Below are 24,437 nucleotides of genomic sequence, written 5' to 3' on the forward strand. Positions count from 1 at the left end.
TAAGGAGTGGATGTCCTTCCAGGCCTCGAGAGCGGGCCGAGAACAAAATGGGCCGTTATTATTGCAAGTAATTCTTGTTAACAAAAGCGATACGCTGGATTTTTTTCCTGCAATTTGTCGCTATTGTGGTATCCAGAGCAGTGTGCAGCGTTGATTCAGGAGTAAGGAAATGCCCGTGCCAAGCGTTTTGATCATTGGATGTGGCGATGTCGGCGGCCGCCTGGCCAGGCAGTTGCTCGCGCTCAATTGGCAGGTCCACGGGATGCGCCGGCAGGTGGCCAGGCTGCCCCAGGGCGTGCTGCCGGTGGCCGGCGACCTGGCCGTGGAGCAATGCCCGGCGGGCTGGCCCCAGGGGCCCATCGACTACGTGGTGTACTGCGTGGCGGCCAGCCAGCATGACGAGGCCGGGTATCAGGCGGCTTACGTCGACGGGCTGACCCGGGTGGTGGCTTGGCTCAAGGACAACCGCCAGGCGCCCCAGCGGCTGGTATTCGTGTCCAGCAGCAGCGTGTATGCGCAATCGGGTGGAGAGTGGATCGACGAATATTCACCCACCGAGCCCACAGGGTATTCCGGTCGCTTGATGCTGCAAGCCGAGCAGGTGGCCCGGGTCAGCGGCTGGCCGGCCACTATCGTGCGCCTGACCGGCATTTACGGCCCCGGCCGCGAGCGGCTGCTGGAGCAGGTACGCCAAGGCTATCGGGTAGCCCACGAGCCTGCGCTGTTCGGCAACCGCATCCACAGCGACGATGCCGCCGGGCTGTTGGCGTTTCTGTTGCAGCAGGATGTGCAGGGCGAACCGGTAGCCAGTTGCTACCTGGGCGTGGACGACAAGCCGGCGCCGTTGGCCGAGGTGGTGGAGTGGTTGCGGGCGCGCCTGGGCGTGCAGGGTTGGGCGGAGGAGGCCAGCGTGCGCCGCAACGGCAACAAGCGCTGCAGCAATGCCCGGGCCCGGGCGTTGGGGTGGGTGCCGCAGTACCCCAGCTACCGCGAGGGGTACGAAGCCATCCTCTCCACTCCCCTGTAGCAGCGGCCCTTAGGCCGCGTCATGGGCGCCGCGGTTAGGCAGGCTCACCGCGGGACGCCGCCTGCGGCAGCTGCTACGGGAAGGGGGTTATTGCTTCTTTAGCAGCCAGCGGCGGGCGCCGGCCTTGAAGCTGGGCATCTCGTCGGCCTGGGCCTGGTTGACCACCTCGAAGATTTCCAGCTGCTTGCCGTCACGCTTGAAGATGTACGGCGCGCCTTGCTTGTTCAGCTCGATCCACATGCTGTCGGCATCGCCGGTCATGGTCGCGCAGTCGCCCGCCAGGCACAGGGCATAGCGGTCGGCGTTGGGGAAGCCGGCCAGTTGGCCGTTGGCCATGAAATGCACCACGCCGCCTTCGCCGGCGCCTTCGACGATCTTCCATTCGCCACCCAGGTAGGCGGCATACAGCGCCTGCTCGAAGCTGCTGCCCAGTGGGGCGCCAGGGTCGACGCTGGTCTTGGGCTTGACGAACACCTGCTTGGGGCCCGACTGGCTGGCCGCCAGGATCAGCTCGTCGTCATCGGTAGTCAGTTGCAGCTGCTGGTGGCCCTGGAAATCGGCCGCCCATTTGCCTTTGCCCAACGGCTGCAGGTTGCCCTGGGCGCGTTCGAAGCCGTTGCTGAAGCTGACCTGGCCAGCCTTGCTGTTGAGCTGCCATTCCAGCACCGGGCCGTTGGCGCCCAGGGCGTCGCGCAGGCCTTGGCCCTTGGCGGCGGTATCGATGGCTTTCTGGTTGATCCAGACCCCGCTGGGGTCGACATTGCTGTGACTGGCGCAGCCGCTCAGTAGCGCGGCCAGCAACGGCAGGACAAGCGCGTGGCGCATGTAGGGAATCCTTCCGGGGAGGGGAAAGGCGAAGCGCCTGGCGCTTCGCCGTACTCGGTTTACTCGACGACCAGGATGGCGTCCATTTCAACCTGTGCACCGCGTGGCAGTGCGGCCACGCCGATGGCGGCGCGGGCTGGGTATGGCTGCTCGAAGTAGCGGCCCATTACCTCGTTGACCTTGGCGAAGTGGCTCAGGTCGGTCAGGAAGATGTTCAGCTTGACGATGTCCTTGAACGAACCGCCGGCTGCTTCGGCCACGGCCTTCAGGTTTTCGAAGACCTGTACGGTCTGGGCTTCGAAACCTTCCACCAGTTCCATGGTTTTCGGGTCCAGCGGGATCTGCCCGGACATGTAGACGGTGTTGCCCGCCTTGATGGCCTGGGAGTAGGTGCCGATGGCGGCCGGGGCCTTGTCGCTGGTGATAACGGTCTTGGTCATTGATGACTCCTTGGCAGGGGGAAGGCCGCGTTACGCACGCATCCGCGTGATACGGATGACGCCGGTCAGCGCCCGCAGTTTCTTGATCACGCGAGCCAGGTGCACGCGGTCGTGCACGCTGACGACCAACTGGACCACGCTGATGCGACCATCGCGCTCGTCCATGCTGATCTTCTCGATATTGCCATCGGCGGCGTTGACGCTGCTGGCCAGCAGGGCAATCAGGCCGCGCTGGTGCTCGAGCTCCACGCGCAGCTCGACATTGAATTCGCCCGTGACGTCCTTGGCCCAGGAAAGCTGGATGCACTTTTCCGGGTTGTGGCGGATTTCACTGATATTGCGGCAGTTTTCCAGGTGCACGACCATGCCCTTGCCCGCCGACAGGTGGCCGACGATAGGGTCGCCCGGGATCGGCGTGCAGCACTTGGCGTAGCTGAGCACCAGGCCTTCGGTGCCGCGGATGGCCAGCGGGCCTTCCGGGCTGGGCAATTGCTCGCCTTCGCTGGCCAGCAGGCGGCGCGCCACCACGTAGGCCATGCGGTTGCCCAAACCGATGTCCTCGAGCAGGTCTTCGATCTGCTCCAGGCGGTATTCGGCCAGCATGGCGTGCACACGTTCAGCGGGAATGTTTTCCAGGGCGCTGTCGAAGCCGTTGAGCACCTTGTTCAGCAGGCGCTCGCCCAGGCTGATGGACTCGGAGCGGCGCTGCAGCTTCAGCGCGTGGCGAATGTGCGTGCGCGCCTTGCCGGTAACCACGAAATTGAGCCAGGCCGGGTTCGGCCGTGCGCCCGGCGCGCTGACGATTTCCACCGTGGAGCCGCTTTGCAGCGGTTCGGACAGCGGCGCCAGGCGGCGGTTGATGCGGCAGGCGATGCAGCTGTTGCCCACGTCGGTGTGCACCGCGTAGGCGAAGTCGACGGCCGTGGAGCCTTTCGGCAGCTCCATGATGCGACCCTTGGGCGTGAACACGTAGACCTCGTCCGGGAACAGGTCGATTTTCACGCTTTCGATGAATTCCAGGGAGTTGCCGGCACGTTGCTGCATTTCCAGCACGCCCTTGACCCACTGGCGGGCCCGGGCATGGGTACCCTTGGGCTGTTCGTCGTCGCTGGACTTGTACAACCAATGGGCGGCGATGCCGTTGTTGGCCATCTCTTCCATTTCACGGGTACGGATCTGGATCTCGATCGGTACGCCGTGCATGCCGAACAGCGTGGTGTGCAGCGACTGGTAGCCGTTGGCCTTGGGGATCGCGATGTAATCCTTGAAGCGCCCAGGCAGCGGTTTGTACAAATTATGCACGGCGCCGAGCACGCGGTAGCAGGTGTCGACCTTGTCCACCACGATGCGGAAGGCGTACACGTCCATGATCTCGTTGAAGGCGCGGCGCTTGCCGCGCATCTTCTTGTAGATGCCATAGATGTGCTTCTGGCGGCCGCTGACGTCGCCCTCGATACCGTCCACGGCCAGGCAATGGCTCAGGGACTGCTCGATCTTCTGGACGATTTCCTTGCGGTTGCCGCGGGCGCGCTTCACCGCCTGGTAGATGCGCGCGGAGCGCATGGGGTACATGGCCTTGAAGCCCAGGTCCTCGAATTCCACGCGCACGTTGTGCATGCCTAGCCGGTTGGCGATGGGGGCGTAGATTTCCAGGGTTTCCTTGGCGATGCGCCGGCGTTTTTCGCCGGACAGCACTTCCAGGGTACGCATGTTGTGCAGGCGGTCGGCCAGCTTGACCAGGATCACGCGAATGTCGCGTGCCATGGCCATGGCCATTTTCTGGAAGTTTTCGGCCTGGGCCTCGGCCTTGGTCTCGAAGTTCATCTGGGTCAGCTTGCTGACCCCATCCACCAGTTCCGCCACGGTCTCGCCAAACTGCGAGCTGAGGGCTTCCTTGGCGATGCCGGTGTCTTCGATCACGTCATGCAGCATGGCCGCCATCAGGCTCTGATGGTCCATGTGCATGTCGGCAAGAATGTTTGCCACCGCCAGCGGATGCGTGACGTAAGGCTCGCCGCTGCGGCGGCGTTGGCCGTCGTGGGCTTGTTCGGCGTAGAAGTACGCCCGGCGGACCAGGTTGACCTGGTCGGCACCGAGGTAGGTCGATAAGCGATCGGCGAGGGCGTCTATGCTCGGCATGATGACTCCTGCCGTAGGCTGTGTTCCCGCGCCGTGCTACGTCGACCAGGCATAGGCTTAGACGGCCTCGTTGGACTCGTCCTCGAACGCTGCGAACAGCGGTTCGTCCTCGACGATTTCGGCGTTGGCGATGAACTCGTAGCTCATCAGGCCTTCGGCGATTTCGCGCAGGGCCACAACGGTAGGCTTGTCGTTTTCCCACTGGACCAGGGGCTCTTTGCCGCCGGTGGCCAGTTGACGGGCACGCTTGGTAGAGAGCATGACCAGCTCAAAGCGGTTTTCCACGTGTTCTAGACAGTCTTCAACGGTTACGCGGGCCATGGTCTTCCTCGTAGCAAATGCAGTATGCGCGCAGCCCGGATGGGCGAGCGGACTCGATAGTTTAAAAAATCACCAGCGTTTAGGGAAGCGCTGATTTTCAAACAGCTCGCCAGGGCGCTGCGTAGACACCTCAACGGTAACCTATCGCAGCGCGGAAAGCTTCATTCAAGCCAGTAATTGACTCAATAGATCGGTAAAACGACCCTGTTGCTGGGCTTGCTCCAGGGTATTGGCGCGGAAAATCGCCTTCAGGTCGTCCAGCGCGGTGGCGAAATCGTCGTTGATCACCAGGTAGTCGTATTCGACGTAGTGGCTCATCTCGCTGACGGCTTCGCGCATGCGCCCGTCGATGATCTCGTCACTGTCCTGGCCACGATTGGTCAGGCGCTGGCGCAGGGCCTGCTGGGTTGGCGGCAGGATGAAGATGGAACGCGCCGCCGGCATCAGCTTGCGCACCTGCTGGGCGCCCTGCCAGTCGATTTCCAGGATCAGGTCGTGGCCTTCGTCCAGGGTCTGCTGCAGGGTGCTCTGCGAGGTGCCGTAGAGGTTGCCGAACACTTCGGCCTGCTCCAGGAAGTCGCCGTGCTCGATCATGCGCACGAACTCGGCACGATCGACGAAGTGGTAGTTCACGCCGTTCACCTCGCCCGGGCGCATGGCGCGGGTGGTGTGCGAGACCGAGACACGAATGTTCGGCTGCGCGTTGATCAGCGCATTGACCAGGCTGGTCTTGCCCGCGCCCGAAGGGGCGGAAACGATGTACAGGGTGCCGGTGCTGTGGTTCATTCTGCGGTTGCCTTACTCAATATTCTGCACTTGTTCACGCATCTGCTCGATCAACACCTTGAGGTTGACCGCAGCCTGGGTGCTGCGCGGGTCGAAGGCCTTGGAGCCCAGTGTGTTTGCTTCGCGGTTGAGTTCCTGCATCAGGAAGTCCAGGCGCCGGCCTGCCGCGCCGCCAGCCTTGAGCACGCGCCGCACCTCGGTGACGTGGGTGCTGAGGCGGTCCAGCTCCTCGGCGACATCGCTCTTCTGCGCCAGCAGCACCATTTCCTGCTCCAGGCGCTGGGGGTCGAGCTCGGCCTGCATGTCGGCGAAGCGATCGAGGATCTTCTGGCGCTGCACGGCCAGCATGTGTGGCACCTGGCTGCGCAGGGTCTTGACCTCGGTGGCCATGGCGTCGAGGCGGTCGTTGATCAGCCGGGCCAGTTCGGCCCCTTCGCGGTCGCGGCCGGCCTTGAGTTCCTTGAGCGCTTCGTTGAACAGCTCGATGGCTTCCTGGTTCAGCGCCTGCGGGTCGGCGGCGTCGGCCACCAGCACGCCGGGCCAGCCCAGCACTTCCAGCGGGTTGAGCGCGGCGGGCTGCTTGATCAGGCTGGCGACGGTCTCGGCGGCGGCCACCAGCTGCGCGGCGCGCTCGCGGTCGACCTGCAGCGGCTTGCCGCTGTTCACCTCGCAAAAACGCAGGGTGCATTCCACCTTGCCGCGCGAGATGCCCTGGCGCAGTGCTTCGCGCACGGCGATTTCCAGGTCGCGGAAGGCTTCGGGCAGGCGCAGGTGCGGTTCCAGGTAGCGGTGGTTGACCGAGCGCAATTCCCAGCTGAGGGTCCCCTGGGTGCCCGCCCGTTCGACGCGGGCGAAGGCGGTCATGCTGTGCACCATGGGAGTACCTCGCAGAAAGGGAATGAAAGCCGTACGGCTGCAAAGGCGCAGGATTGTAGCGCACCGGTGCGTCGGCGCCCAAACCATTGCTGTTACAGCATGTCGACCGTCTGGCCGAAAAATGTTTCCCCACACCTGCGCGCCATGGTGTTGCAACTCAAGTCGGGCATTAAATGACCACAGGTCTTATAATGCTCGGCAGTTTTCGTTCCTCAGTACAGGTATCCCAGATGAAACGTCCAAGTGGTCGCGCTGCCGATCAGCTCCGCTCGATCCGCATCACCCGCAACTACACCAAGCACGCCGAAGGGTCTGTACTGGTCGAGTTCGGTGACACCAAGGTTATCTGCACGGTCAGCGTCGAGAATGGCGTGCCGCGCTTCCTGAAGGGTCAGGGCCAGGGTTGGTTGACCGCCGAGTACGGCATGCTGCCGCGTGCCACCGGCGAGCGTAACCAGCGCGAAGCGAGCAAGGGCAAGCAAGGCGGCCGCACCCTGGAAATCCAGCGCCTGATCGGCCGTTCGCTGCGCGCAGCCCTGGACATGTCCAAGCTGGGCGACGTCACCCTGTACGTCGACTGCGACGTGATCCAGGCCGACGGCGGCACCCGCACCGCGTCCATCACCGGTGCCATGGTGGCCCTGGTCGACGCGCTGAAAGTGATCAAGAAACGTGGCGGCCTGAAAGGCGGCGACCCACTCAAGCACATGATCTCCGCCGTGTCTGTGGGCATGTACCAGGGCGAGCCGGTGCTGGACCTGGACTATCTGGAAGACTCGGCTGCCGAGACCGACCTGAACGTGGTGATGACCAGCGCAGGCGGCTTCATCGAAGTGCAGGGCACCGCCGAAGGCGCGCCGTTCCAGCCTGCCGAGCTGAACGCCATGCTGGCGTTGGCGCAGAAAGGCATGGTCGAGCTGTTCGAGCTGCAGCAAGCCGCGTTGGCTGATTAAATAGCCTGTGGGAGCTGGCTTGCCAGCGAGCTTTTCGAGGTCAAAAGCTCGCTGGCAAGCCAGCTCCCACAAAAGCCGCACACAAAAAAGCCGACCCAAGGGTCGGCTTTTTTGCGCCTCGACCATTCAGATGGTCAAGGTCCAGTCATAGTCCACGATGAACGGGGCATGCTGGGAGAAGCGCGGCTGGCGTGGCAGGCGAGCGCTGCGCACGAAGCGCCGCAGGCCTGGGGTCAGCAGCTGGTAGTCGAAGCGCCAGCCCAGGTTGAGCATCTCGGCCTGTTCGTTATCGGGCCACCAGCTGTACTGGTCGCCTTCGCGGCTGACTTCGCGCAGGGCATCCACGTAGCCCATGTTGCCAACGATCTCGTCCATCCAGGCACGTTCTGGCGCCAGGAAGCCGGGCGACTGCTGGCTGTCGCGCCAGTTCTTGATGTCCAGCTTCTGCTGCGCCACATACAGCGAGCCGCAGTAGATGTACTCGCGGCGCTTGCGGCGCTGCTTGTCCAGGTACTTGCCGAAGTCGTCCATCAACTTGAACTTCTGGTTCAAGTCTTCATCGCCATTCTGGCCCGAAGGCAACAGCAGGGTGGCGATGCTCAATTTGTCGAAGTCTGCTTGCAGGTAGCGCCCGTAGCGGTCGGCTGTCTCGAAGCCGAGGCCGCTGATTACCGCCTTGGGTTGCAACCGCGAGTAAAGTGCCACGCCACCTTGGGTGGGCACTTCGGCATCGCAGGCATAAAGGAAGTAGCCATCCAGTTGGAAGGCTGGATCGTCCAGTTCAAAGGCGGAGGCACGAGTATCCTGCAGGCAGATGACGTCGGCATTCTGTGCCTGCAGCCAACTGAGCAAACCACGCTCGACTGCGGCATGAATACCATTAACGTTCACACTGATGATCCGCATAAATGGCCCCAAAAATCTCGTGCGTGTATGATACCCGAGCTCAACTCAATTAGCTAAAGCCGTGGTATTCGGGACTTTTTATGCACGCCTATCAACGCGACTTCATTCGTTTTGCCATCGATCGCGGGGTACTGCGTTTCGGTGAGTTCACCCTGAAATCCGGGCGCACCAGTCCTTATTTCTTCAATGCCGGCCTGTTCAACAGCGGTACTGCCCTGGCCCAGCTGGGTAAATACTACGCGGCCGCCGTGGTTGAAAGCGGCATCGCCTTCGACGTGCTGTTTGGCCCAGCCTACAAGGGTATTCCCCTGGCAGCGGCCACCGCAGTGCAGCTGGCCGAGCACCATGGCATCGATATTCCGTGGTGCTTCAACCGCAAGGAAGCCAAGGATCACGGCGAAGGTGGCAGCCTGGTGGGCTCGCCGCTGGAAGGCGACATCCTGATCATCGACGACGTGATCACTGCAGGCACCGCCATTCGCGAAGTGATGCAGATCATCACTGCCCAGAATGCCAAGGCTGCCGGCGTGCTGATCGCCTTGAACCGCCAGGAGCGCGGCAACGGCGAGCTGTCGGCGATCCAGGAAGTGGAACGTGACTTCGGCATTCCAGTGGTCAGCATCGTGTCCCTGGACCAGGTGCTGGAGTTCCTGGCCGACGACGCCGAGCTCAAGCAACACCTGCCGGCCGTGCAGGCCTACCGCGCCCAGTTCGGTATCTGACTGGGTGATTGCCGTGCGAGGTTTCGCCACGTGCTGCCTGCTGGCGGCGCTGGCGGCCTCGCCCGCGTGGGCTGCCGACGGCCCGCCGCTGGTGTTCTACCGCTACGTGGACAGCCACGGGGTGACCGTGCTGGACCGCCAGGGCGTGCCGCCCGAATACGTCGGCAAGGGCTATGAAGTGCTCAACGCCCAGGGCCGCGTGGTGCAGACCGTGCCGCCCGCCCCCAGCGCCGACGAATTGCGCCAGCAGCAGGCGGCCAGCGCCCAGGCGGCGGCAGACAACCAACTGCTGCATCTCTACCCCAGCCTCAGTGAACTCGACCGTGCCAGGGCGCAGCGCCTTGCCGAGATCGATGGCATGGTGGCGATCGCGAATGGCAACCTGGTGACCATGCAAGGGCAGCGCAACAGTTTGCAGGCGCAGGCGGCGGAGCTGGAGCGCAACGGCCAGCCGGTGCCGCAGGAGCTGCTGGAGCAGATGAAGGCCATCGAGGGCCAGCGTGCGGATGTCAGCGCGCGGATCGTCAACTACCAGGCCACGCGGCAGCAGATCGACCAGCAGTTTGCCCGGGACCGGGCGCGGTTGGCGAAGCTGTTGGGGAATTGAGCGGAGCCTGACGCGGCCTGGCGGCCGCGTCAGGTGGCAATCAATGACGCTTGCGGTTGCTGATCATGGTGCCCATGCCGATATCGGTGAAGATTTCCAGCAGGGTGGCGTTGGGCACGCGGCCATCGATGATGTGCGAGCTGGTCACGCCGCCCTGCACCGCTTCCAGCGCGCAACGGATCTTGGGCAGCATGCCGCCGTAGATGGTGCCGTCGGCGATCAGCGCGTTCACCTGTTCGGTGTTCAGGCCGGTCAGCACGTTGCCCTGCTTGTCCATCAGGCCGGCGATGTTGGTCAGCAGCATCAGCTTCTCGGCCTTCAGCGCCTCGGCGACCTTGCCGGCCACCAGGTCAGCGTTGATGTTGTAGGACTCGCCGTCCGGGCCCACGCCGATCGGCGCGATCACCGGAATGAAGTCGCCCTTCACCAGCATGTTCAGCAGGTCGGTGTTCACCCCTACCACTTCGCCAACGTGGCCGATGTCGATGATTTCCGGCTTGGTCATTTCAGGCGTCTGGCGGGTGACCTGCAGCTTTTTCGCGCGGATCAGCTCCGCGTCCTTGCCGGTCAGGCCGATGGCGCTGCCGCCGTGGCGGTTGATCAGGTTGACGATGTCCTTGTTCACCTGGCCACCGAGGACCATTTCCACCACGTCCATGGTCTGGGCGTCAGTGACGCGCATGCCGTCGATGAACTCGCTCTTGATCGACAGGCGGTTGAGCAGGTCACCGATCTGCGGGCCACCACCGTGGACGACCACCGGGTTGATGCCCACGGCCTTCATCAGCACGATGTCGCGGGCAAAGCCGGTCTTGAGCTCTTCGCTCTCCATGGCGTTGCCGCCGTACTTGATCACCAGCGTCTTGCCGACGAAGCGGCGGATGTAGGGCAGCGCTTCGGACAGTACCTTGGCGACGTTGGTGGCGGCATCACGTTCGAGGGTCATGCAGGGCTCCAGTGAAACAATCAGAACGGTAATTGGAGATCAGGGGCGATTTTTTGCAGCTCTGCGCGGAAAACGTCCTGGATGCGCTCGAGTTCCGCTTGGTCGTCGGCCTCGAAACGCAGCACCAGCACAGGTGTGGTGTTGGAGGCGCGTACCAGCCCCCAGCCCTTGGGATAGTCCACCCGCACACCGTCGATGGTGGTCAGGTTGGCGTCGCCCCAGTGTGCGTCGCGTTGCAGAGCATCAATGATGCTGAATTTACCCTCGTCGGTCACATGTATATTGAGTTCGGGGGTAGAAATATCGTTCGGGAAGGCCGCGAACAGCGCTTCGGCGCTGTCTTTGCCCTGGCTGAGGATCTCCAGCAGCCGCGCGGCGCTGTAGATGCCGTCGTCGAAGCCGTACCAGCGCTCCTTGAAGAAGATGTGCCCACTCATCTCGCCCGCCAGCAGCGCGCCGGTGAGCTTCATGTGCTTCTTGATCAGCGAGTGGCCGGTCTTCCACATGACGGGGCGGCCGCCGTAGCTGCTGATCAGCGGGCTGAGGCGGCGGCTGCACTTGACGTCGAAGATCACGTCGGCGCCCGGGTTGCGGGCCACCACGTCCCTTGCAAACAGCATCAGCAGGCGGTCGGGGTACACCACGGTGCCGGTGTTGGTCACCACGCCCACGCGGTCGCCGTCGCCGTCGAAGGCCAGGCCCAGGTCGGCGCCGGTCTCGCGCACCTTGGCAATCAGGTCCTCGAGGTTCTCGAGCTTGCCCGGGTCGGGGTGATGGTTGGGGAAGTTGCCGTCCACTTCGCAGAACAGCGGGATGACCTCGCAGCCCAGCGCTTCGATCAGCTGCGGGGCGATGACGCCGGCGGCGCCGTTGCCGCAGTCCACCACCACCTTCAGCCGACGTGCCAGGACGATGTCGTCGCGGATGCGCTGTACATAGCGGTCCAGTATCTCGACCTGCTCGACCGTGCCCTGGCCGCTGGCCAGGTCGTTGTCCTTCAGGCGCTGGTGCAGGGCCAGGATCTGCTCGTTGGCGAGGGTGTCGCCGGCGATGACGATCTTGAAACCGTTGTAGTCGCGCGGGTTGTGGCTGCCGGTCAGCATCACGCCGGACTTGCCGGCCAGCACGTTGGCGGCGAAGTAGAGCGCCGGGGTCGGCACCAGGCCGACGTCGGTGACGTGGCAGCCGCAGTCGGCGATGCCCTGGATCAGCTGTTGCACCAGCACCGGGCCGGACAGCCGGCCATCGCGGCCCACGGCCACGTTGGGCTCGCCCTGGGCCAGGCTCTGCGAGCCGATGGCGCGGCCGATCCAGTAGGCGGCCTCGGCGGTCAGGGTGTCGCCGAACACACCGCGGATGTCGTAGGCGCGGAAAATGCTCTCGGGAAGCCGGGGGGCGACGTGCGCTTGGCCATTCATTGGGTTGCGGGGCTCCATGTTCTTGGGGGCCTGGTCGTGCGTGGGAAGCGCTGGTTCGAGCAGGCCGGTGTCCGTGGGCAGTGGCATCGCAGGCACGGCTGGCGAGGCGTGGCGATTACCCTGCAGCGACAGCCGGGCGAGGCTTGCCGCCACCACGTTGAGCTCTGGCAGGCTCAGGCTGAAGGCTTTGACGGCTTTTCCGCCCGAGAGTTCTTGGATCAGCTGGGTCAATTGCCGGGCATCGCCCGCCAGTTGCTCGCGCAGGCGCCGGGCCAGCATGCCCAGGGCCAGCCAGGCGCCGCCGATGGCAAGCAGCAGGGCCAGGGGCCAGAACACCAGGCTGCGCCACTGCAGCGCCGGCTTGAACAGAGTGCCGGGGGTGAAGACCAGGGTCCAGTTGCCGGCGGTGACCGGGTAATGGTCGTCCAGCACCGCGGTGCCGGTCTTGAACAGGCTCTGCGCCGCGCCCTGGTCAAAGCGTTGCTGCAGCTCCACTTCGCCGAAATCGGCGGGCAGGGCCGCGAATGCCGTGGTCAGGGCACCGAGGTCGAAACTCAGCAGCAGGGTGCCCAGCACGGTGGTGCCGCTTGCGTCATGGATGGGCGCCAGGCTGTATACCAGCCAGCGCTCGCCGACTTTCTGCGCCTGCAGCAGCGGCCGCGCGCCGGCCTCGACCTGGCGAATCAGGTCCAGGCTGACGAAATTGACCGGCGAGGGGCGGTTGTTGTCCAGCGCTGCCTGGCCGCGGGCGACGGCGTAGGCGTCCACCAGGCCGGGCAGGTAGTCCAGCGCGGCCAATAGGGCGCCGGGCTGCGCGGTGGCCTGGGTGGCGTGCAGCACTTCCTGCTGGTGGGTGGCACTGTCGGTCTGCGCCACCAGGATGGCCGCCTGCTTCTGCAGTTCCAGGCCCTGGTTGCTGGCGGCGACCTGCGCCATCGAGCGGTACAGCGCGGCTGGCGACGGGCTGGGCAGGCCAAGACCTACCAGCACGGTCGCCACGGCCAGCCCCATCACCGCCACCCACAGGGCGCTGCGGATCTGGGGCGCACTGGTGTCAGTGGCGCGGACCTGGCCGCCAGCTGTGAAATCGTTCACTGCGCATCTCCCTTTGACGCTCGGCTAGCCGGCCGCGATTTCGCTGTTACTCCAGCGTAGTCAATGGCTGCCGGAGTGGCCGAACCCCCCAGCACCGCGCTGGGTTTCGTCGAATGTATCGACCAGTTCGAAGTGAGCTTGAACCACCGGCACCAGCACCAGCTGGGCGATGCGCTCGCCGATGGCGATGTTGAAGGCGGTCTGGCCACGGTTCCAGCACGACACCATCAGCTCGCCCTGGTAGTCGGAGTCGATCAGGCCCACCAGGTTGCCCAGCACGATACCGTGCTTGTGGCCCAGGCCCGAGCGCGGCAGGATCATGGCCGCAAGGCCCGGGTCGCCGATGTAGATGGACAGGCCGGTAGGAATCAGCAGGGTCTGGCCCGGCTCAAGGACAGTGTCTTCCTTGAGCATGGCGCGCAGGTCCAGGCCGGCGGAGCCGGGGGTGGCGTACTGCGGCAGGGGGAATTCGCTGCCGATGCGTGGGTCGAGAATCTTGGCTTGCAAAGCGTGCATGGTTAAACCTGGTCGAGCCGTTGGGCGATGAAGGAAACGATCTGGCGGGCAATCTTGCCCTTGCTGGTCTGGCTGAACACCGTGGTGTTGAGCCCGCGGTCAATCAGGCTGACCGCGTTTTCCTCGCTGTTGAAGCCGATGCTGGGGTTGGCCACGTCATTGGCGACAATCAGGTCGAGGTTCTTGTCTTTGAGCTTGCGTGCGGCGTAGTCGAGCAGGTGCTCGGTCTCGGCGGCGAAGCCGACGCTAAAGGGGCGGTCCGGGCGCGTGGCGATAGTGGCCAGGATGTCCGGGTTGCGCACCATTTGCAGGAGAAGGCCGTCGCCGTTTGTAGGGTCTTTCTTCAATTTCTGTGCGGCAACCACCTCAGGGCGATAGTCAGCCACCGCAGCCGAGGCAATGAACACGTCGCAGGGGATCGCGGCCTCGCAGGCGGCCAGCATGTCGCGGGCGCTGACCACGTCGATGCGGTTGACCCGGTCCGGCGTGGGCAGGTGCACCGGGCCGCTGATCAGCGTCACCCGGGCGCCGGCTTCCACCGCGGCCTCGGCCAGGGCGAAGCCCATCTTGCCGGAGCTGTGGTTGGTGATGTAGCGCACCGGGTCGATGTTTTCCTGGGTGGGGCCGGCAGTGATCACCACATGCTTGCCGGTCAGCACCTGGCGCTGGAAGCAGTCGGCGGCGCACTGGGCCAGCTCGGTGGCTTCCAGCATGCGGCCCAGGCCGATGTCGCCGCAGGCCTGGCTGCCGGCCGCAGGGCCGAACACTTTCATGTCGCGGCTTTGCAGCAGTTGCAGGTTGGCCTGGGTGGCCGGGTCGCGCCACATGGCCTGGTTCATGGCCGGGGCCAGCGCCACGGTGGCGTCGGTGGCCAGCACCAGGGTGGTCAGCAGGTCGTTGGCCAGGCCTTGGGCCAGGCGCGCGATCAGGTCGGCGGTAGCGGGTGCGATCAGCACCAGGTCGGCCCACTTGGCCAGTTCGATGTGGCCCATGGCGGCTTCGGCCGCCGGGTCCAGCAGGTCCAGGTGCACGGGGTGGCCCGACAGGGCCTGCATGGTCAGCGGGGTAATGAATTCGGCGCCGCCGCGGGTCATGACCACGCGCACTTCGGCGCCCTGGTCGAGAAGCCTGCGAACCAGCTCGGCGCTCTTGTAGGCGGCGATGCCGCCGCCGACGCCCAGAACGATGCGTTTTCGATACAGCCGCTGCATAGGCCTGCCTTCAGATCCAGTGATTACGCTCGGTGATGGCACCTCCCCGGGCCTGCTCACCGTGCAAAAAAGATGGGCTAAGATAGCACAGCGCCAAGCAGGGAGCAGCGCACACACAGGCAAGGAGATGCCATGAGTATTCGTGATTGGCCGGCGGCGGAACGGCCGCGGGAAAAGCTGTTGAAGCACGGGGCAGCGGCCCTTTCGGACGCCGAGTTGCTGGCGATATTCCTGCGCACCGGGGTGGCCGGCAAAAGCGCGGTGGACCTTGCGCGTACGCTGCTGGAGGGTTTTGGCAGCCTGCGCGCGCTGCTGGAGGCCGAGCAGAAGACCTTCAGCAGCCATTTGGGGTTGGGGCCGGCCAAGTTCGCCCAGTTGCAGGCGGTGCTGGAAATGGCCCGCCGCCACCTGGCCGAGCGCCTGACCCGCGATTCGGCCCTGGAAAGCCCGCGTGCCGTGCGCGACTACCTCAAGGCCATGCTGCGGCATGAACCCCACGAGGTGTTTGGCTGCCTGTTCCTGGACACCAAGCACCGGGTGCTGGCCTTCGAGGTGCTGTTCCGCGGCTCCATCGACGGTGCCACCGTGTACCCCCGGCAGGTGGTCAAGCGTGCGTTGGCCTATAACGCCGCGGCGCTGATCCTGTGCCACAACCATCCTTCGGGTAACCCGGCCCCCAGCCAGGCCGACCGCGTGCTGACCCAGCGCCTCAAGGAAGCCCTGGGCCTGGTGGAAGTGCGGGTGCTGGACCACATCATCATTGGCGAGGGGGAGCCGCTGTCGATGGTGGAGTATGGTTGGCTTTGAGCCGGTGGCCGCGCCAGGGCTTATCGCGGCGCCCGGGGACGCGGCCTGTGGCCGCTGCTACGGGGGTTCGCCTACGCTTACCAGTCTTCCGGGCGTTCGGCATGCTGGTGCAGGATCCGATAGACCAGCAGGGCATTGCCCTTGACGCTGTACACCGCGCGGTAAGGGTATTTCGAGAAGATCAGTTCCCTGCAATCGGGAATGTCGGAAGCCCGGCCGAGCTGGGGGAAGGCTTCAAGCGCGGCAAGCGCCTCGAGCACGCTGAAAACGACGGCTTCGGCTCTTTCGTTGCCAATCAAGCGAGCGTAGTGCTCGAAAACGCCCTCGAGGTCACTTTCCGCCTTGCTGGTCAATGCGATTCTTGGCACGCGCTTCCCACTTAGCCTTCACGGCATCCAATTCGGTCAGGTTGCCTGCTTCCGCGTCCGCAATCCCTTCGGCTACGGCGCGAAAATGCCAGGATTCGGCTTCTACATAGCGAGCCAGGGCGCGTTTCAGATGGTACTGGCGGTCACGGTCGGTTGCCGCGGCCAACTGGTCGAGTTGGTCGATCAGGTCGGGTTCCACGCGGAAGGACAGCACAGGTGAGGCCATGGTAGCACTCCAGAAATAGCGCGTATACGTTGTCTACAGTTGTCGACGTTAGGGCCGGCTGTCACCAATGTCAACGTTTTGCCGAATATTTCAACCAAACGTCACGCCGCCCCCGCCGTCACCTCGAACTGCCCCACCAGCTGCTGAAGCTTGCTGGCATTGAGCTTCACCCGCTCGGCGCTGTGCTGCAGCACCACTACGGTCTGGCGCATGTCGCCGCTGGCCTGGTCTACCTGCTTGATGGTCTGGCCGCAGTCCAGGCTCTTTTCGTTGAGCTGCTGGATGATGCCGAACAGGTTGTCCACGGCTTCGTGCAGGTGCACGTTCTCCGAGGAGGCGTTTTCGGCCAGGCGCAGGCTGTCGTCGACGTTCTGCACGCCGCCTTCCATGAACGCCACGGCGTTGCGGGTTTCGTTCTGTAGGCCCTCGACCATGTTGCGGATCTGCCCGGCCGCCTGGGCGGTGCGGCTGGCCAGGGTGCGGACTTCGTCGGCGACCACGGCGAAGCCACGGCCGTTTTCACCGGCGCGGGCGGCTTCGATGGCGGCGTTCAGGGCCAGCAGGTTGGTCTGGTTGGTGATGTCGGTGATCAGCCCGGTGAAGGTGCCGATCTCGCTCATGCGCTTGTCCAGCTCCTGCACGCTGGCGGCGGAGCGCTGTACCACGTCGCGGATGGACTGGGTGCCGGCCTGCACCGAGGCGAACTGCGCCTGGGCGCGCAGCACCACCTCGTCCATGGCGCGCTTCATCTGCTCGGCGGTCAGCGACGCCTGCTGGATCTCGCCCAGCTGGCCTTCGACGATGATCATCATGCGGTGGATGGCCTGGGCCACGTCGTTGGAGGTCTGCCCGGCCATGCGGCTCTTGCCCAGCATCATCTCGTTGGTCTGGCCCACCGAATGGGACGCGACGATGACCTGGCCCACCACGGCGTCGAGGTTGTCGATGAAGCTGTTGATCCAGCGGCCCATGTCGCCGGTCTCGTCGTTGGCCAGGGTGCTGGTGTCCAGGCGCTGGCGCAGGTTGCCCTCGCCTTCGGCAATGGTGCGGATGACGTCGGTCATGCCTTCCAGGCGCGCGGCCAGGCGCTTGGGCCCCAGGGCGCTGAACAGCCAGGCGGCCAGCAGGATGCTGCCGGCCTGGAGCAGGTCGATGAAGGTCTGTGCCAGGCCGCTGTAGTGCTGCACGGCGAAGTTGCAGGCAAACAGCGCGGCCATGGTCGCCAGGTACGGTTTCATCAGGCCATGGGTCAGCGAGCGGCGGCGGTAGACCTCTTCCAGGTCGGCCTCGCACATCATGCCCCAGCGGTCTGGCGAGCCGGGCAGCTGGAAGGTCACGCCCTTGCCGATCACGGGGATGTGGCGGTAGTCGGAATAGCCGGGGTAGCTGACGAACAGGTTGCTGCCGGCCCGCATGGTTTCGCGGATGCCGGGGTGCAGCTGGCCGGTGGCGGGGTCGGTGAAGCGCAGTTCCAGCTCGGTGTGGCGCTGCACGCGCACGGTGCCGAAGGCGGTGCGCACGCCGTCCTTGAGGTTATCGCCACCGGTGAAGGTGCCGTCCTCGAAGCGTGACCGCGACAGCGCGGTGCCGGGCGCCACGGCGGGGTCGAACTGGGGGCGCACCATGAACAGGTAGTTGTCGCCGGACTCGGGGTAGATGTGCCCGGCTTCGCGCTGGATCAGGTCGCCCAGCACGTCGTTGGGCACCCGTCCGCACAGGCAACCGACGACGTTGCCGTGCTGGCTGAGCGGCTGGTAGAACATCAGCGTCACCTCGTCGTGGAAGCGCGAGGTGGAGGGGCCAGCTTGCAGGGTCAGCGGGTCAATATAGGGGCCATGCAGGAACGGCGCTTTCAAGCCTGCCTTGAGGGCGGCCGGGTTCACCTGGCGGTTTGCCGGGCCCGCGAAGGTGCTGGCCAGCAGCGCGCCGCTGGCGTCGATCACGAACAGCTCGGAGAACGATGGCGCCTGGCGCAGTTTGTCGGCCAGCAACCCGGCGTCCACCCCGCCGGGCTCGCGCGCCAGCACCGCAGCCAGCTCGCCCAGGTGCTGCCATTGCTCCTGGGCCCAGCTGTGCAGCAGCTTCACGCGGGTGTCGGCGATGGCTTCGAAGGTTTTTTCCAGGGTGTGGCCAGCGCCGCTGTTCCAGTGGCAGGCCCAGCGCATGGCCAGCTTGCCGGTCTTGCCGAACCAGGGCAGCCAGCGGCGCTCGGCGGGAGAAAGCTGCATGGAGTCGCTACGCAGGGTCATGGCCATTCCTTACATTGACTACAAAGGATGACCTGGTGATAGCAAATTGCCTGCCACGTCGTTTCCCAGCCAATCGACGGCGTTTGCAGAACAACTTGATGGTTCGTTTCGCCCCTGAAACGTGCAGGGCCGCGATGCGGCCCTGATTTGGTGCAATTACGCCAAGCGCATCAAGGGCTTACCGTGACCTTGGCAAAGTCCTGGCGGCCAAACGGGCTGACCTCGTAGCCCTTCACGCTGCTGCGCGCCAGCACGGCGGCGGTCGGGTGGGCCAGTGGCACCCACAGCGCCTGCTCCTGGATCTGCTGCTGTGCCTGCAGGTACAGGCGGCTGCGCACACCCTGGTCGCCGGTGGTCTTGCCGGCGGTGATCAGCTTGTCCAGCGACGGCTCGCAGTAGCGGGCGAAGTTGGTGCCCGACTGCACGGCGGCGCAGGAAAACTGCGGGGTCAGGAAGTTATCCGGGTCGCCGTTGTCGCCCGCCCAGCCCATGAACAGCAGGTCGTGCTCGCCGGCCTTGGCGCGGCGGATCAACTCGCCCCACTCGATCACGCGGATGTCGGCCTTGATGCCGACCTTGCCCAGGTCAGCCTGGAGCATCTGTGCGCCCAGGCTGGGGTTGGGGTTGAGCAGGCTGCCGGAAGGGCGGGTCCAGATGGTGGTGCTGAAGCCATCCGCAAGGCCAGCCTTGGCCAGCAGGTCGCGGGCCTTGGCCGGGTCATAGCTGTAGCCGGGCAGGTCCTTGGCGTAGCTCCAGGTGTTGGGCGGGTAGGGGCCGTTGGCGGCGGTGGCGGTGTCTTCGAACACTGCCTTCAGGTAGTTGGCCTTGTCGAAAGCCAGGTTGATGGCCTGGCGCACCTGGGGCTTGTCCAGCGGCGGGTGCTGGCTGTTGATGGCCACGAACGCGGTCATGAAGGCCGGGGTCTTGATCACCTGCAGGGCGCTGTCGCTGGCGGCCGCGGCGATGTCCAGCGGCTTGGGCGACAGGGCGATCTGGCACTCGTTGCGCTTGAGTTTCTGCAGGCGCACGGTGGGGTCGCCGGTGATAGCGAAGATCAGCGGGTCGACCGCCGGCTTGCCACGGAAGTAGCTGGGGTTGGCGCGGTAGCGCACCACGGCGTCCTTCTGGAAGCGGCCAAAGACGAAGGGGCCGGTGCCGATGGGTTGGCTGTTGAGCTTGTCCTGGGCGTTGGCGCGCAGCAGTTGGTCGGCGTACTCCGACGAGTAGATGGACGCGAAGCCCATGGTCAGGGTGGCCAGGAACGTCGAGTCGGGGTGGTTGAGGGTGAAGCGCACGGTCAGCGGGTCCACCGCGTCGACCTTCTTGATCAGGTCGGGCAACTGCATCGACTGGGCGTGGGGGAAGCCGCTCTGGGCCACCTTGTGCCACGGGTTGCCGGCGTCGAGCATGCGCTGGAAGCTGAACACCACGTCTTCGGCGCTGAGGTCACGGGTGGGGCTGAAGTACTCGGTCTTGTGGAACTTCACCCCGGGGTGAAGCTTGAACTCGTAGGTCAGGCCGTCGGTGGAAAGGGTCCAGCTGTCGGCCAGGCCTGGGACAACCTTGCCCTGGGCGGTATCGTAGTCCACCAGGCGGTTCATCAGCACGTCGGCCGAGGCGTTGGTGGTGGTCAGGGAGTTGTATTGCACCACGTCGAAGCCCTCGGGGCTGGCTTCGGTGCACACGGTCAGCGGGGCCGCATGGGCCAGCAGCGGGCTGAAAAGGGGAGCGAGCAGCAGCGGCAAAGTCGCTAGGCGCATGGTGGGATCCTTGGCTGATTGATGACCCATCTGCCAGTGCAGTCTGGAGAAAGGTCCTACCCTAGTGATCTCTGGCGCCGTTGACCATCCAAATTTTCGTTGCCGGCGCGACGAGCGGTTCAGGGCCAGCGCGCCCTGTAACGGCGGCCTTTGCGCTGCGGCGAGGGCTTTGGTGCGGAATTGAAAGTGCGGTCGGAGTTGTTGCACGCAGGTCTTTCTGGTATAAAGCAGCGCTCTTTTCTAGGGGCCCGGATCCTTCGCCGACAGGCGAGGCTGGTAAGACCCCTGAAGAAACGCGGCGCCTGGCGCCAAGACTGAGAGATAAGCGGCCAACCCATGCCGGGTTGGGCATGTGGTTTTAGAGGGCTGAGGCATGTCGAGAGTATGTCAAGTTACCGGTAAGGGTCCGGTGACTGGGAATAACATTTCCCACGCAAACAACAAAACCCGTCGTCGTTTCCTGCCGAACCTGCAGCATCACCGCTTCTGGGTCGAGTCCGAGAAGCGTTTCGTGCGTCTGCGCGTATCCGCCAAAGGCATGCGTATCATCGACAAGCGCGGCATTGATGTCGTGCTGGCCGAAATCCGCGCTGCTGGCGCCAAGGTCTAAGGGAGCAAAATCATGCGTGAATTGATTCGTTTGATTTCGAGTGCCGGTACTGGTCATTTCTACACTACCGACAAGAACAAGCGTACTACCCCGGACAAAATCGAGATCAAGAAATATGATCCGGTTGTTCGCAAGCACGTGATGTACAAAGAAGGCAAAATCAAGTAATTGATTTTCGCCCGAAAAAAAAGGCCCGCATCTCACGATGCGGGCCTTTTTTTTGCTCAGGCTTTTTGCTCGAACATCACGTAGATCTTGCGGCACGGCTCCAGCACTTCCCAGGTGCCACGGAAGCCTGCCGGGATCACGAAGCGGTCGCCCACCCGCAGGGTCTTGGCGTTGCCGTCCAGGTCGCGCAGCACGGACACACCTTGCACGATCTCGCAGTACTCATGCTCGGTATAGTTGACGGTCCACTGGCCCACTTCGCCTTCCCACACGCCCGCGCCAAATTGCTCGCAGGGGCTTGAGTAGTGGTGGTGGACCTTTTGCGCAGGGTCGCCCTTGAGAATCTTTTCCGCGGCGGGGCGGTAGTGATCGGCTGGCGTGGTGGCCAGGGCAAAGTCGACGATGGTGGCGATGCTCATGGGCGAATCCTCCTCAGTTGTCCAATAAAACAAACATGACACGGCTTTTTACTGTTTGTTGTCAAATATATTGAAAATTCGGGTCCGGGTGGTTTAGGGTAACGGATGCCGTGAGTCGCGATTCCGGACCGGCACTATTCGCAAGCGTGCGCGATTATGCTTCGCGGGCGCTGTAAATCAATAAGAGGAGGGGATACGTATGACCACTTTGACTCGTGCGGACTGGGAACAACGTGCCCGGGATGTGAAGATTGAAGGCCGTGCATTCATCAACGGTGAATACACCGCGGCCGCTTCCGGCGCCACGTTCGAGTGCCTGAGCCCGGTCGACGGTCGCCTCCTGGCGCAGGTTGCCAGCTGTGACCTGGCGGACGCCCAGCGCGCCGTGGAAAACGCCCGTAGCACCTTCAACAGCGGCGTCTGGTCGCGCCTGGCCCCGGCCAAGCGCAAGGCCACCATGATTCGCTTCGCCGGCCTGCTGAAGCAGCACGCGCAGGAGCTGGCGCTGCTGGAAACCCTGGACATGGGCAAGCCGATCAGCGACTCGCTGAACATCGACGTGGCCGGCGCCGCCAACGCGCTGTCCTGGAGCGGCGAGGCCATCGACAAGATCTACGACGAAGTCGCCGCCACCCCGCATGACCAGCTGGGCCTGGTGACCCGCGAGCCAGTGGGCGTCGTGGCCGCCATCGTGCCGTGGAACTTCCCGCTGATGATGGCCTGCTGGAAACTGGGCCCGGCGCTGTCCACCGGTAACTCGGTGATCCTCAAGCCGTCGGAAAAGTCGCCGCTGACCGCCATCCGCATCGCCGAACTGGCCATCGAGGCCGGCATTCCGAAGGGCGTGTTCAACGTGCTGCCAGGCTATGGCCACACTGTGGGCAAGGCCCTGGCGCTGCACATGGACGTGGACACCTTGGTGTTCACTGGCTCCACCAAGATCGCCAAGCAGCTGATGATCTACGCTGGCGAGTCGAACATGAAGCGCGTTTGGCTGGAAGCCGGCGGCAAGAGCCCGAACATCGTGTTCGCCGATGCCCCGGACCTGAAGGCTGCTGCCGAGTCGGCTGCCAGCGCCATCGCCTTCAACCAGGGCGAAGTCTGCACAGCCGGCTCGCGCCTGCTGGTGGAGCGTTCCATCAAGGATCAATTCCTGCCGCTGGTGCTTGAAGCCCTGAAGGCGTGGAAGCCGGGCAACCCGCTGGACCCTGAAACCACCGTCGGTGCGTTGGTGGACACCCAGCAGATGAACACCGTGCTGTCCTACATCGAGGCTGGCCACAGCGACGGCGCCAAGCTGCTGGTGGGCGGCAAGCGCATCCTCGAAGAAACCGGCGGCACCTACGTCGAGCCGACCATCTTCGACGGCGTGGACAACGCCATGCGCATCGCCCAGGAAGAGATCTTCGGGCCAGTGCTGTCGGTGATTGCCTTCGACAGCGTCGAGGAAGCCATCAACATCGCCAACGACACCCCGTACGGCCTGGCCGCCGCGGTGTGGACCTCGGACATCTCCAAGGGCCACCTGACCGCCAAGGCGCTGCGCGCCGGCAGCGTGTGGGTGAACCAGTACGACGGTGGCGACATGACCGCGCCGTTCGGTGGCTTCAAGCAGTCGGGCAACGGCCGCGACAAGTCGCTGCACGCGTTCGACAAGTACACCGAGCTGAAGGCGACCTGGATCAAGCTGTAAGGCTTTGATCCGCCCGTAGGAGCCGACCTTGGTCGCGATGGCATCACACCGTGGTGCCTGCATCGCGACCAAGGTCGGCTCCTACCGGGTTTGCATACACCCACACACAGCCGGGCCTTCCGCAGGGGAGGCCCGGCTGTGTCGTCTTGGCAGTTATCCACAGGAGCGTGGAAATGCGTTGGGGAACCTATTTCGCCGTGCTGAGCGCCGTGTTGAGCGTAGGCCTGGCGTTGGGCGTGAGCATGCCGCTGGTGTCGCTGCGCCTGGAAGGCTGGGGCTACGGCAGCTTCGCCATTGGCGTCATGGCGTCGATGCCGGCCATTGGCGTGCTGGCCGGCGCCGGCCTGGCCAGCCGGCTGGCGGCGCGCTTTGGCACGGCGCAGCTGATGCGCCTGTGCCTGTGGGGCGGGGCGTTGTCCGTCGGCCTACTGGCGCTGCTGCCCAGCTACCCGGTGTGGCTGGCGCTGCGCCTGCTGATCGGCATGGTGCTGACCATCGTCTTCATCCTCGGCGAAAGCTGGATCAACCAGATCGTCGTGGAGCAGTGGCGCGGCCGGCTGGTGGCGCTGTATGGCAGCAGCTATGCCCTGAGCCAGCTGTGCGGGCCGTTGCTGCTGGGCGCCGTGGGTACCGACCAGGACTACGGTTTCTGGGTGGGCGTGGCCTTGCTGGTGGTGTCGCCCTTGCTGCTGTTGGGCCGCAGCGGCGCGCCCAGCGCCGAGGCCTGCAACGTGACCCTGCGCGACCTGGCCGGCTTCTGCCGGCGCCTGCCGGTGATTGCCTGGGCCATTTCGCTGTTTGCCGCCTTCGAGGCGATGATCCTCACGCTGTTGCCGGTGTATTGCCTGCAGCAGGGCTTCACCGCCCAGATCGCGTTGTTCATGGTCAGCACCGTGGTGGTGGGCGACGCGCTGTTGCAGCTGCCGATTGGCGCGCTGGCCGACCGCATGTCGCGGCGCACGCTGTTCTTCGGCTGCGCGGTGGCCTTGATGCTGTCCAGCCTGGCGATTCCGCTGTTGATCGAGACGATTGCCATCTGGCCGCTGTGGGTGATTTTCGGCGCCAGCGCCGGGGGCCTGTTCACCTTGTCGCTGGTGTTGATTGGCGAGCGCTACCGGGATGACGCGCTGGTGCGCGCCAACGCCCACGTGGCGCAGCTGTGGGGCATTGGCTGCCTGATCGGGCCGGTGCTGGCCGGGGCCGGCAGCCAGTGGGTGAGCGGGCATGCGTTGCCGCTGTTGATGGCCGCCGGCGCGTTTGGCCTGGTGCTGCTGGCGCGCAAACCCCATGCGCTGGAGCTGCCTGCTTGACGACGCCCAGGTGCCCAATCCCGTAGCCGCTGCCGCAGG

At 64.5% G+C, this 24,437-nt stretch carries 25 protein-coding genes; 9 read left to right on the forward strand and 16 right to left on the reverse strand.

Going from position 1 to position 24,437, the window contains the following annotated elements; genetic code table 11:
- Positions 1 to 169 precede the first annotated feature (169 nt).
- Positions 170 to 1,027, forward strand: a complete 858-nt coding sequence (locus ACWKWX_RS15480) for an SDR family oxidoreductase (protein ID WP_483828243.1) — start codon at positions 170 to 172, stop codon at positions 1,025 to 1,027.
- 87 nt (positions 1,028 to 1,114) lie between these two features.
- Here ACWKWX_RS15480 and ACWKWX_RS15485 read toward each other — a convergent pair whose 3' ends face one another.
- The 6 genes from ACWKWX_RS15485 to ACWKWX_RS15510 all read right to left on the reverse strand — a co-directional run bounded on the left by ACWKWX_RS15485 (position 1,115) and on the right by ACWKWX_RS15510 (position 6,414).
- Entirely contained in the window at positions 1,115 to 1,852 is a 738-nt protein-coding gene (locus ACWKWX_RS15485; RefSeq protein WP_416421818.1) for a hypothetical protein, read from the reverse strand.
- A gap of 59 nt (positions 1,853 to 1,911) precedes the next feature.
- On the reverse strand, positions 1,912 to 2,292 hold the full coding sequence (locus ACWKWX_RS15490; protein WP_008366837.1) for a RidA family protein: 381 nt from the start codon (positions 2,290 to 2,292) through the stop codon (positions 1,912 to 1,914).
- Between the two features lie 30 nt (positions 2,293 to 2,322).
- Entirely contained in the window at positions 2,323 to 4,431 is a 2,109-nt protein-coding gene (spoT, locus tag ACWKWX_RS15495) for a bifunctional GTP diphosphokinase/guanosine-3',5'-bis pyrophosphate 3'-pyrophosphohydrolase (RefSeq protein ID WP_416421819.1), read from the reverse strand.
- Positions 4,432 to 4,488: 57 nt separating this feature from the next.
- Positions 4,489 to 4,752 (reverse strand): DNA-directed RNA polymerase subunit omega, encoded by a 264-nt coding sequence (rpoZ, locus tag ACWKWX_RS15500; protein WP_003177259.1) that lies wholly within the window; start codon positions 4,750 to 4,752, stop codon positions 4,489 to 4,491.
- Between the two features lie 165 nt (positions 4,753 to 4,917).
- Positions 4,918 to 5,538, reverse strand: a complete 621-nt coding sequence (gmk, locus tag ACWKWX_RS15505; protein ID WP_416421820.1) for a guanylate kinase — start codon at positions 5,536 to 5,538, stop codon at positions 4,918 to 4,920.
- Between the two features lie 12 nt (positions 5,539 to 5,550).
- The gene (locus ACWKWX_RS15510) at positions 5,551 to 6,414 is read right to left on the reverse strand and encodes a YicC/YloC family endoribonuclease (protein WP_473005052.1); all 864 of its coding nucleotides are present in this window, start codon (positions 6,412 to 6,414) and stop codon (positions 5,551 to 5,553) included.
- 230 nt (positions 6,415 to 6,644) lie between these two features.
- On the opposite strand from ACWKWX_RS15510, the gene rph reads away from it, so the two are divergent.
- Positions 6,645 to 7,367, forward strand: coding sequence for a ribonuclease PH (gene rph / locus ACWKWX_RS15515; RefSeq protein WP_416421822.1), 723 nt, complete (start codon positions 6,645 to 6,647; stop codon positions 7,365 to 7,367).
- Between the two features lie 126 nt (positions 7,368 to 7,493).
- Here the strand turns inward: rph and ACWKWX_RS15520 are convergent, their stop codons facing one another.
- Positions 7,494 to 8,273 (reverse strand): catabolite repression control protein Crc, encoded by a 780-nt coding sequence (locus ACWKWX_RS15520; RefSeq protein WP_008366828.1) that lies wholly within the window; start codon positions 8,271 to 8,273, stop codon positions 7,494 to 7,496.
- An 80-nt stretch (positions 8,274 to 8,353) separates the two neighbouring features.
- Here ACWKWX_RS15520 and pyrE point away from each other — a divergent pair, with 80 nt between their 5' ends.
- A complete protein-coding gene (pyrE, locus tag ACWKWX_RS15525) occupies positions 8,354 to 8,995 on the forward strand; it encodes an orotate phosphoribosyltransferase (RefSeq protein WP_416421823.1) in 642 nt (213 codons plus the stop codon).
- Positions 8,996 to 9,008: 13 nt separating this feature from the next.
- Positions 9,009 to 9,602, forward strand: a complete 594-nt coding sequence (locus ACWKWX_RS15530; RefSeq protein WP_483828244.1) for a DUF4124 domain-containing protein — start codon at positions 9,009 to 9,011, stop codon at positions 9,600 to 9,602.
- A 40-nt stretch (positions 9,603 to 9,642) separates the two neighbouring features.
- On the opposite strand, the gene argB is transcribed toward ACWKWX_RS15530, so the two are convergent.
- The 4 genes from argB to coaBC all read right to left on the reverse strand — a co-directional run bounded on the left by argB (position 9,643) and on the right by coaBC (position 14,788).
- Entirely contained in the window at positions 9,643 to 10,548 is a 906-nt protein-coding gene (gene argB, locus ACWKWX_RS15535; protein WP_008366823.1) for an acetylglutamate kinase, read from the reverse strand.
- A gap of 20 nt (positions 10,549 to 10,568) precedes the next feature.
- On the reverse strand, positions 10,569 to 11,966 hold the full coding sequence (locus ACWKWX_RS15540; RefSeq protein ID WP_416427513.1) for a phosphomannomutase/phosphoglucomutase: 1,398 nt from the start codon (positions 11,964 to 11,966) through the stop codon (positions 10,569 to 10,571).
- Positions 11,967 to 13,121: 1,155 nt separating this feature from the next.
- Positions 13,122 to 13,577 carry a dUTP diphosphatase gene (gene dut, locus ACWKWX_RS15545; RefSeq protein ID WP_416421825.1) on the reverse strand — a complete coding sequence of 152 codons (456 nt, stop codon included), beginning with the start codon at positions 13,575 to 13,577 and terminating at the stop codon, positions 13,122 to 13,124.
- 2 nt (positions 13,578 to 13,579) lie between these two features.
- Positions 13,580 to 14,788: a bifunctional phosphopantothenoylcysteine decarboxylase/phosphopantothenate--cysteine ligase CoaBC gene (coaBC, locus tag ACWKWX_RS15550; protein ID WP_416421826.1), complete on the reverse strand. Its 1,209-nt coding sequence runs from the start codon at positions 14,786 to 14,788 to the stop codon at positions 13,580 to 13,582.
- Between the two features lie 132 nt (positions 14,789 to 14,920).
- On the opposite strand from coaBC, the gene radC reads away from it, so the two are divergent.
- The gene (gene radC / locus ACWKWX_RS15555; protein WP_416421827.1) at positions 14,921 to 15,595 is read left to right on the forward strand and encodes a RadC family protein; all 675 of its coding nucleotides are present in this window, start codon (positions 14,921 to 14,923) and stop codon (positions 15,593 to 15,595) included.
- Positions 15,596 to 15,672: 77 nt separating this feature from the next.
- Here the strand turns inward: radC and ACWKWX_RS15560 are convergent, their stop codons facing one another.
- The 4 genes from ACWKWX_RS15560 to ACWKWX_RS15575 form a co-directional block, all read right to left on the reverse strand.
- A complete protein-coding gene (locus tag ACWKWX_RS15560; RefSeq protein WP_473005054.1) occupies positions 15,673 to 15,948 on the reverse strand; it encodes a type II toxin-antitoxin system RelE/ParE family toxin in 276 nt (91 codons plus the stop codon).
- Positions 15,926 to 16,189, reverse strand: coding sequence for a CopG family ribbon-helix-helix protein (locus ACWKWX_RS15565; protein ID WP_416421829.1), 264 nt, complete (start codon positions 16,187 to 16,189; stop codon positions 15,926 to 15,928). The genes ACWKWX_RS15560 and ACWKWX_RS15565 overlap by 23 nt, the downstream gene beginning before the upstream one ends.
- A gap of 101 nt (positions 16,190 to 16,290) precedes the next feature.
- The gene (locus tag ACWKWX_RS15570; protein WP_483828245.1) at positions 16,291 to 18,438 is read right to left on the reverse strand and encodes a methyl-accepting chemotaxis protein; all 2,148 of its coding nucleotides are present in this window, start codon (positions 18,436 to 18,438) and stop codon (positions 16,291 to 16,293) included.
- Between the two features lie 170 nt (positions 18,439 to 18,608).
- Positions 18,609 to 20,198 carry an ABC transporter substrate-binding protein gene (locus tag ACWKWX_RS15575; RefSeq protein WP_483828246.1) on the reverse strand — a complete coding sequence of 530 codons (1,590 nt, stop codon included), beginning with the start codon at positions 20,196 to 20,198 and terminating at the stop codon, positions 18,609 to 18,611.
- A gap of 373 nt (positions 20,199 to 20,571) precedes the next feature.
- On the opposite strand from ACWKWX_RS15575, the gene rpmB reads away from it, so the two are divergent.
- Positions 20,572 to 20,808, forward strand: coding sequence for a 50S ribosomal protein L28 (rpmB, locus tag ACWKWX_RS15580; protein ID WP_008366806.1), 237 nt, complete (start codon positions 20,572 to 20,574; stop codon positions 20,806 to 20,808).
- A 12-nt stretch (positions 20,809 to 20,820) separates the two neighbouring features.
- Complete coding sequence (rpmG, locus tag ACWKWX_RS15585; protein WP_016772554.1) at positions 20,821 to 20,976, forward strand: 50S ribosomal protein L33; 156 nt, start codon at positions 20,821 to 20,823, stop codon at positions 20,974 to 20,976.
- A gap of 56 nt (positions 20,977 to 21,032) precedes the next feature.
- Here rpmG and ACWKWX_RS15590 read toward each other — a convergent pair whose 3' ends face one another.
- A complete protein-coding gene (locus ACWKWX_RS15590; RefSeq protein ID WP_416421832.1) occupies positions 21,033 to 21,395 on the reverse strand; it encodes a cupin domain-containing protein in 363 nt (120 codons plus the stop codon).
- A gap of 199 nt (positions 21,396 to 21,594) precedes the next feature.
- Between ACWKWX_RS15590 and ACWKWX_RS15595 the strand changes: the two genes are divergently transcribed.
- Both ACWKWX_RS15595 and ACWKWX_RS15600 read left to right on the forward strand, forming a co-directional pair.
- Positions 21,595 to 23,088, forward strand: a complete 1,494-nt coding sequence (locus ACWKWX_RS15595; RefSeq protein ID WP_416421833.1) for an aldehyde dehydrogenase — start codon at positions 21,595 to 21,597, stop codon at positions 23,086 to 23,088.
- 173 nt (positions 23,089 to 23,261) lie between these two features.
- Positions 23,262 to 24,398: an MFS transporter gene (locus tag ACWKWX_RS15600; RefSeq protein WP_483828247.1), complete on the forward strand. Its 1,137-nt coding sequence runs from the start codon at positions 23,262 to 23,264 to the stop codon at positions 24,396 to 24,398.
- The last annotated feature ends 39 nt before the right edge of the window (positions 24,399 to 24,437 follow it).

Source organism: Pseudomonas imperatae (assembly GCF_057128625.1).

Excerpts from the sequence above, each read along its gene's own strand:
- ACWKWX_RS15480 (WP_483828243.1), top strand. The coding sequence starts at position 170 with ATGCCCGTGCCAAGCGTTTTGATCATTGGATGTGGCGATGTCGGCGGC.
- ACWKWX_RS15485 (WP_416421818.1), bottom strand. The coding sequence starts at position 1,852 with ATGCGCCACGCGCTTGTCCTGCCGTTGCTGGCCGCGCTACTGAGCGGC.
- ACWKWX_RS15490 (WP_008366837.1), bottom strand. The coding sequence starts at position 2,292 with ATGACCAAGACCGTTATCACCAGCGACAAGGCCCCGGCCGCCATCGGC.
- spoT (WP_416421819.1), bottom strand. The coding sequence starts at position 4,431 with ATGCCGAGCATAGACGCCCTCGCCGATCGCTTATCGACCTACCTCGGT.
- rpoZ (WP_003177259.1), bottom strand. The coding sequence starts at position 4,752 with ATGGCCCGCGTAACCGTTGAAGACTGTCTAGAACACGTGGAAAACCGC.
- gmk (WP_416421820.1), bottom strand. The coding sequence starts at position 5,538 with ATGAACCACAGCACCGGCACCCTGTACATCGTTTCCGCCCCTTCGGGC.
- ACWKWX_RS15510 (WP_473005052.1), bottom strand. The coding sequence starts at position 6,414 with ATGGTGCACAGCATGACCGCCTTCGCCCGCGTCGAACGGGCGGGCACC.
- rph (WP_416421822.1), top strand. The coding sequence starts at position 6,645 with ATGAAACGTCCAAGTGGTCGCGCTGCCGATCAGCTCCGCTCGATCCGC.
- ACWKWX_RS15520 (WP_008366828.1), bottom strand. The coding sequence starts at position 8,273 with ATGCGGATCATCAGTGTGAACGTTAATGGTATTCATGCCGCAGTCGAG.
- pyrE (WP_416421823.1), top strand. The coding sequence starts at position 8,354 with ATGCACGCCTATCAACGCGACTTCATTCGTTTTGCCATCGATCGCGGG.
- argB (WP_008366823.1), bottom strand. The coding sequence starts at position 10,548 with ATGACCCTCGAACGTGATGCCGCCACCAACGTCGCCAAGGTACTGTCC.
- ACWKWX_RS15540 (WP_416427513.1), bottom strand. The coding sequence starts at position 11,966 with ATGAATGGCCAAGCGCACGTCGCCCCCCGGCTTCCCGAGAGCATTTTC.
- dut (WP_416421825.1), bottom strand. The coding sequence starts at position 13,577 with ATGCACGCTTTGCAAGCCAAGATTCTCGACCCACGCATCGGCAGCGAA.
- coaBC (WP_416421826.1), bottom strand. The coding sequence starts at position 14,788 with ATGCAGCGGCTGTATCGAAAACGCATCGTTCTGGGCGTCGGCGGCGGC.
- radC (WP_416421827.1), top strand. The coding sequence starts at position 14,921 with ATGAGTATTCGTGATTGGCCGGCGGCGGAACGGCCGCGGGAAAAGCTG.
- ACWKWX_RS15565 (WP_416421829.1), bottom strand. The coding sequence starts at position 16,189 with ATGGCCTCACCTGTGCTGTCCTTCCGCGTGGAACCCGACCTGATCGAC.
- ACWKWX_RS15570 (WP_483828245.1), bottom strand. The coding sequence starts at position 18,438 with ATGACCCTGCGTAGCGACTCCATGCAGCTTTCTCCCGCCGAGCGCCGC.
- ACWKWX_RS15575 (WP_483828246.1), bottom strand. The coding sequence starts at position 20,198 with ATGCGCCTAGCGACTTTGCCGCTGCTGCTCGCTCCCCTTTTCAGCCCG.
- rpmB (WP_008366806.1), top strand. The coding sequence starts at position 20,572 with ATGTCGAGAGTATGTCAAGTTACCGGTAAGGGTCCGGTGACTGGGAAT.
- rpmG (WP_016772554.1), top strand. The coding sequence starts at position 20,821 with ATGCGTGAATTGATTCGTTTGATTTCGAGTGCCGGTACTGGTCATTTC.
- ACWKWX_RS15590 (WP_416421832.1), bottom strand. The coding sequence starts at position 21,395 with ATGAGCATCGCCACCATCGTCGACTTTGCCCTGGCCACCACGCCAGCC.
- ACWKWX_RS15595 (WP_416421833.1), top strand. The coding sequence starts at position 21,595 with ATGACCACTTTGACTCGTGCGGACTGGGAACAACGTGCCCGGGATGTG.
- ACWKWX_RS15600 (WP_483828247.1), top strand. The coding sequence starts at position 23,262 with ATGCGTTGGGGAACCTATTTCGCCGTGCTGAGCGCCGTGTTGAGCGTA.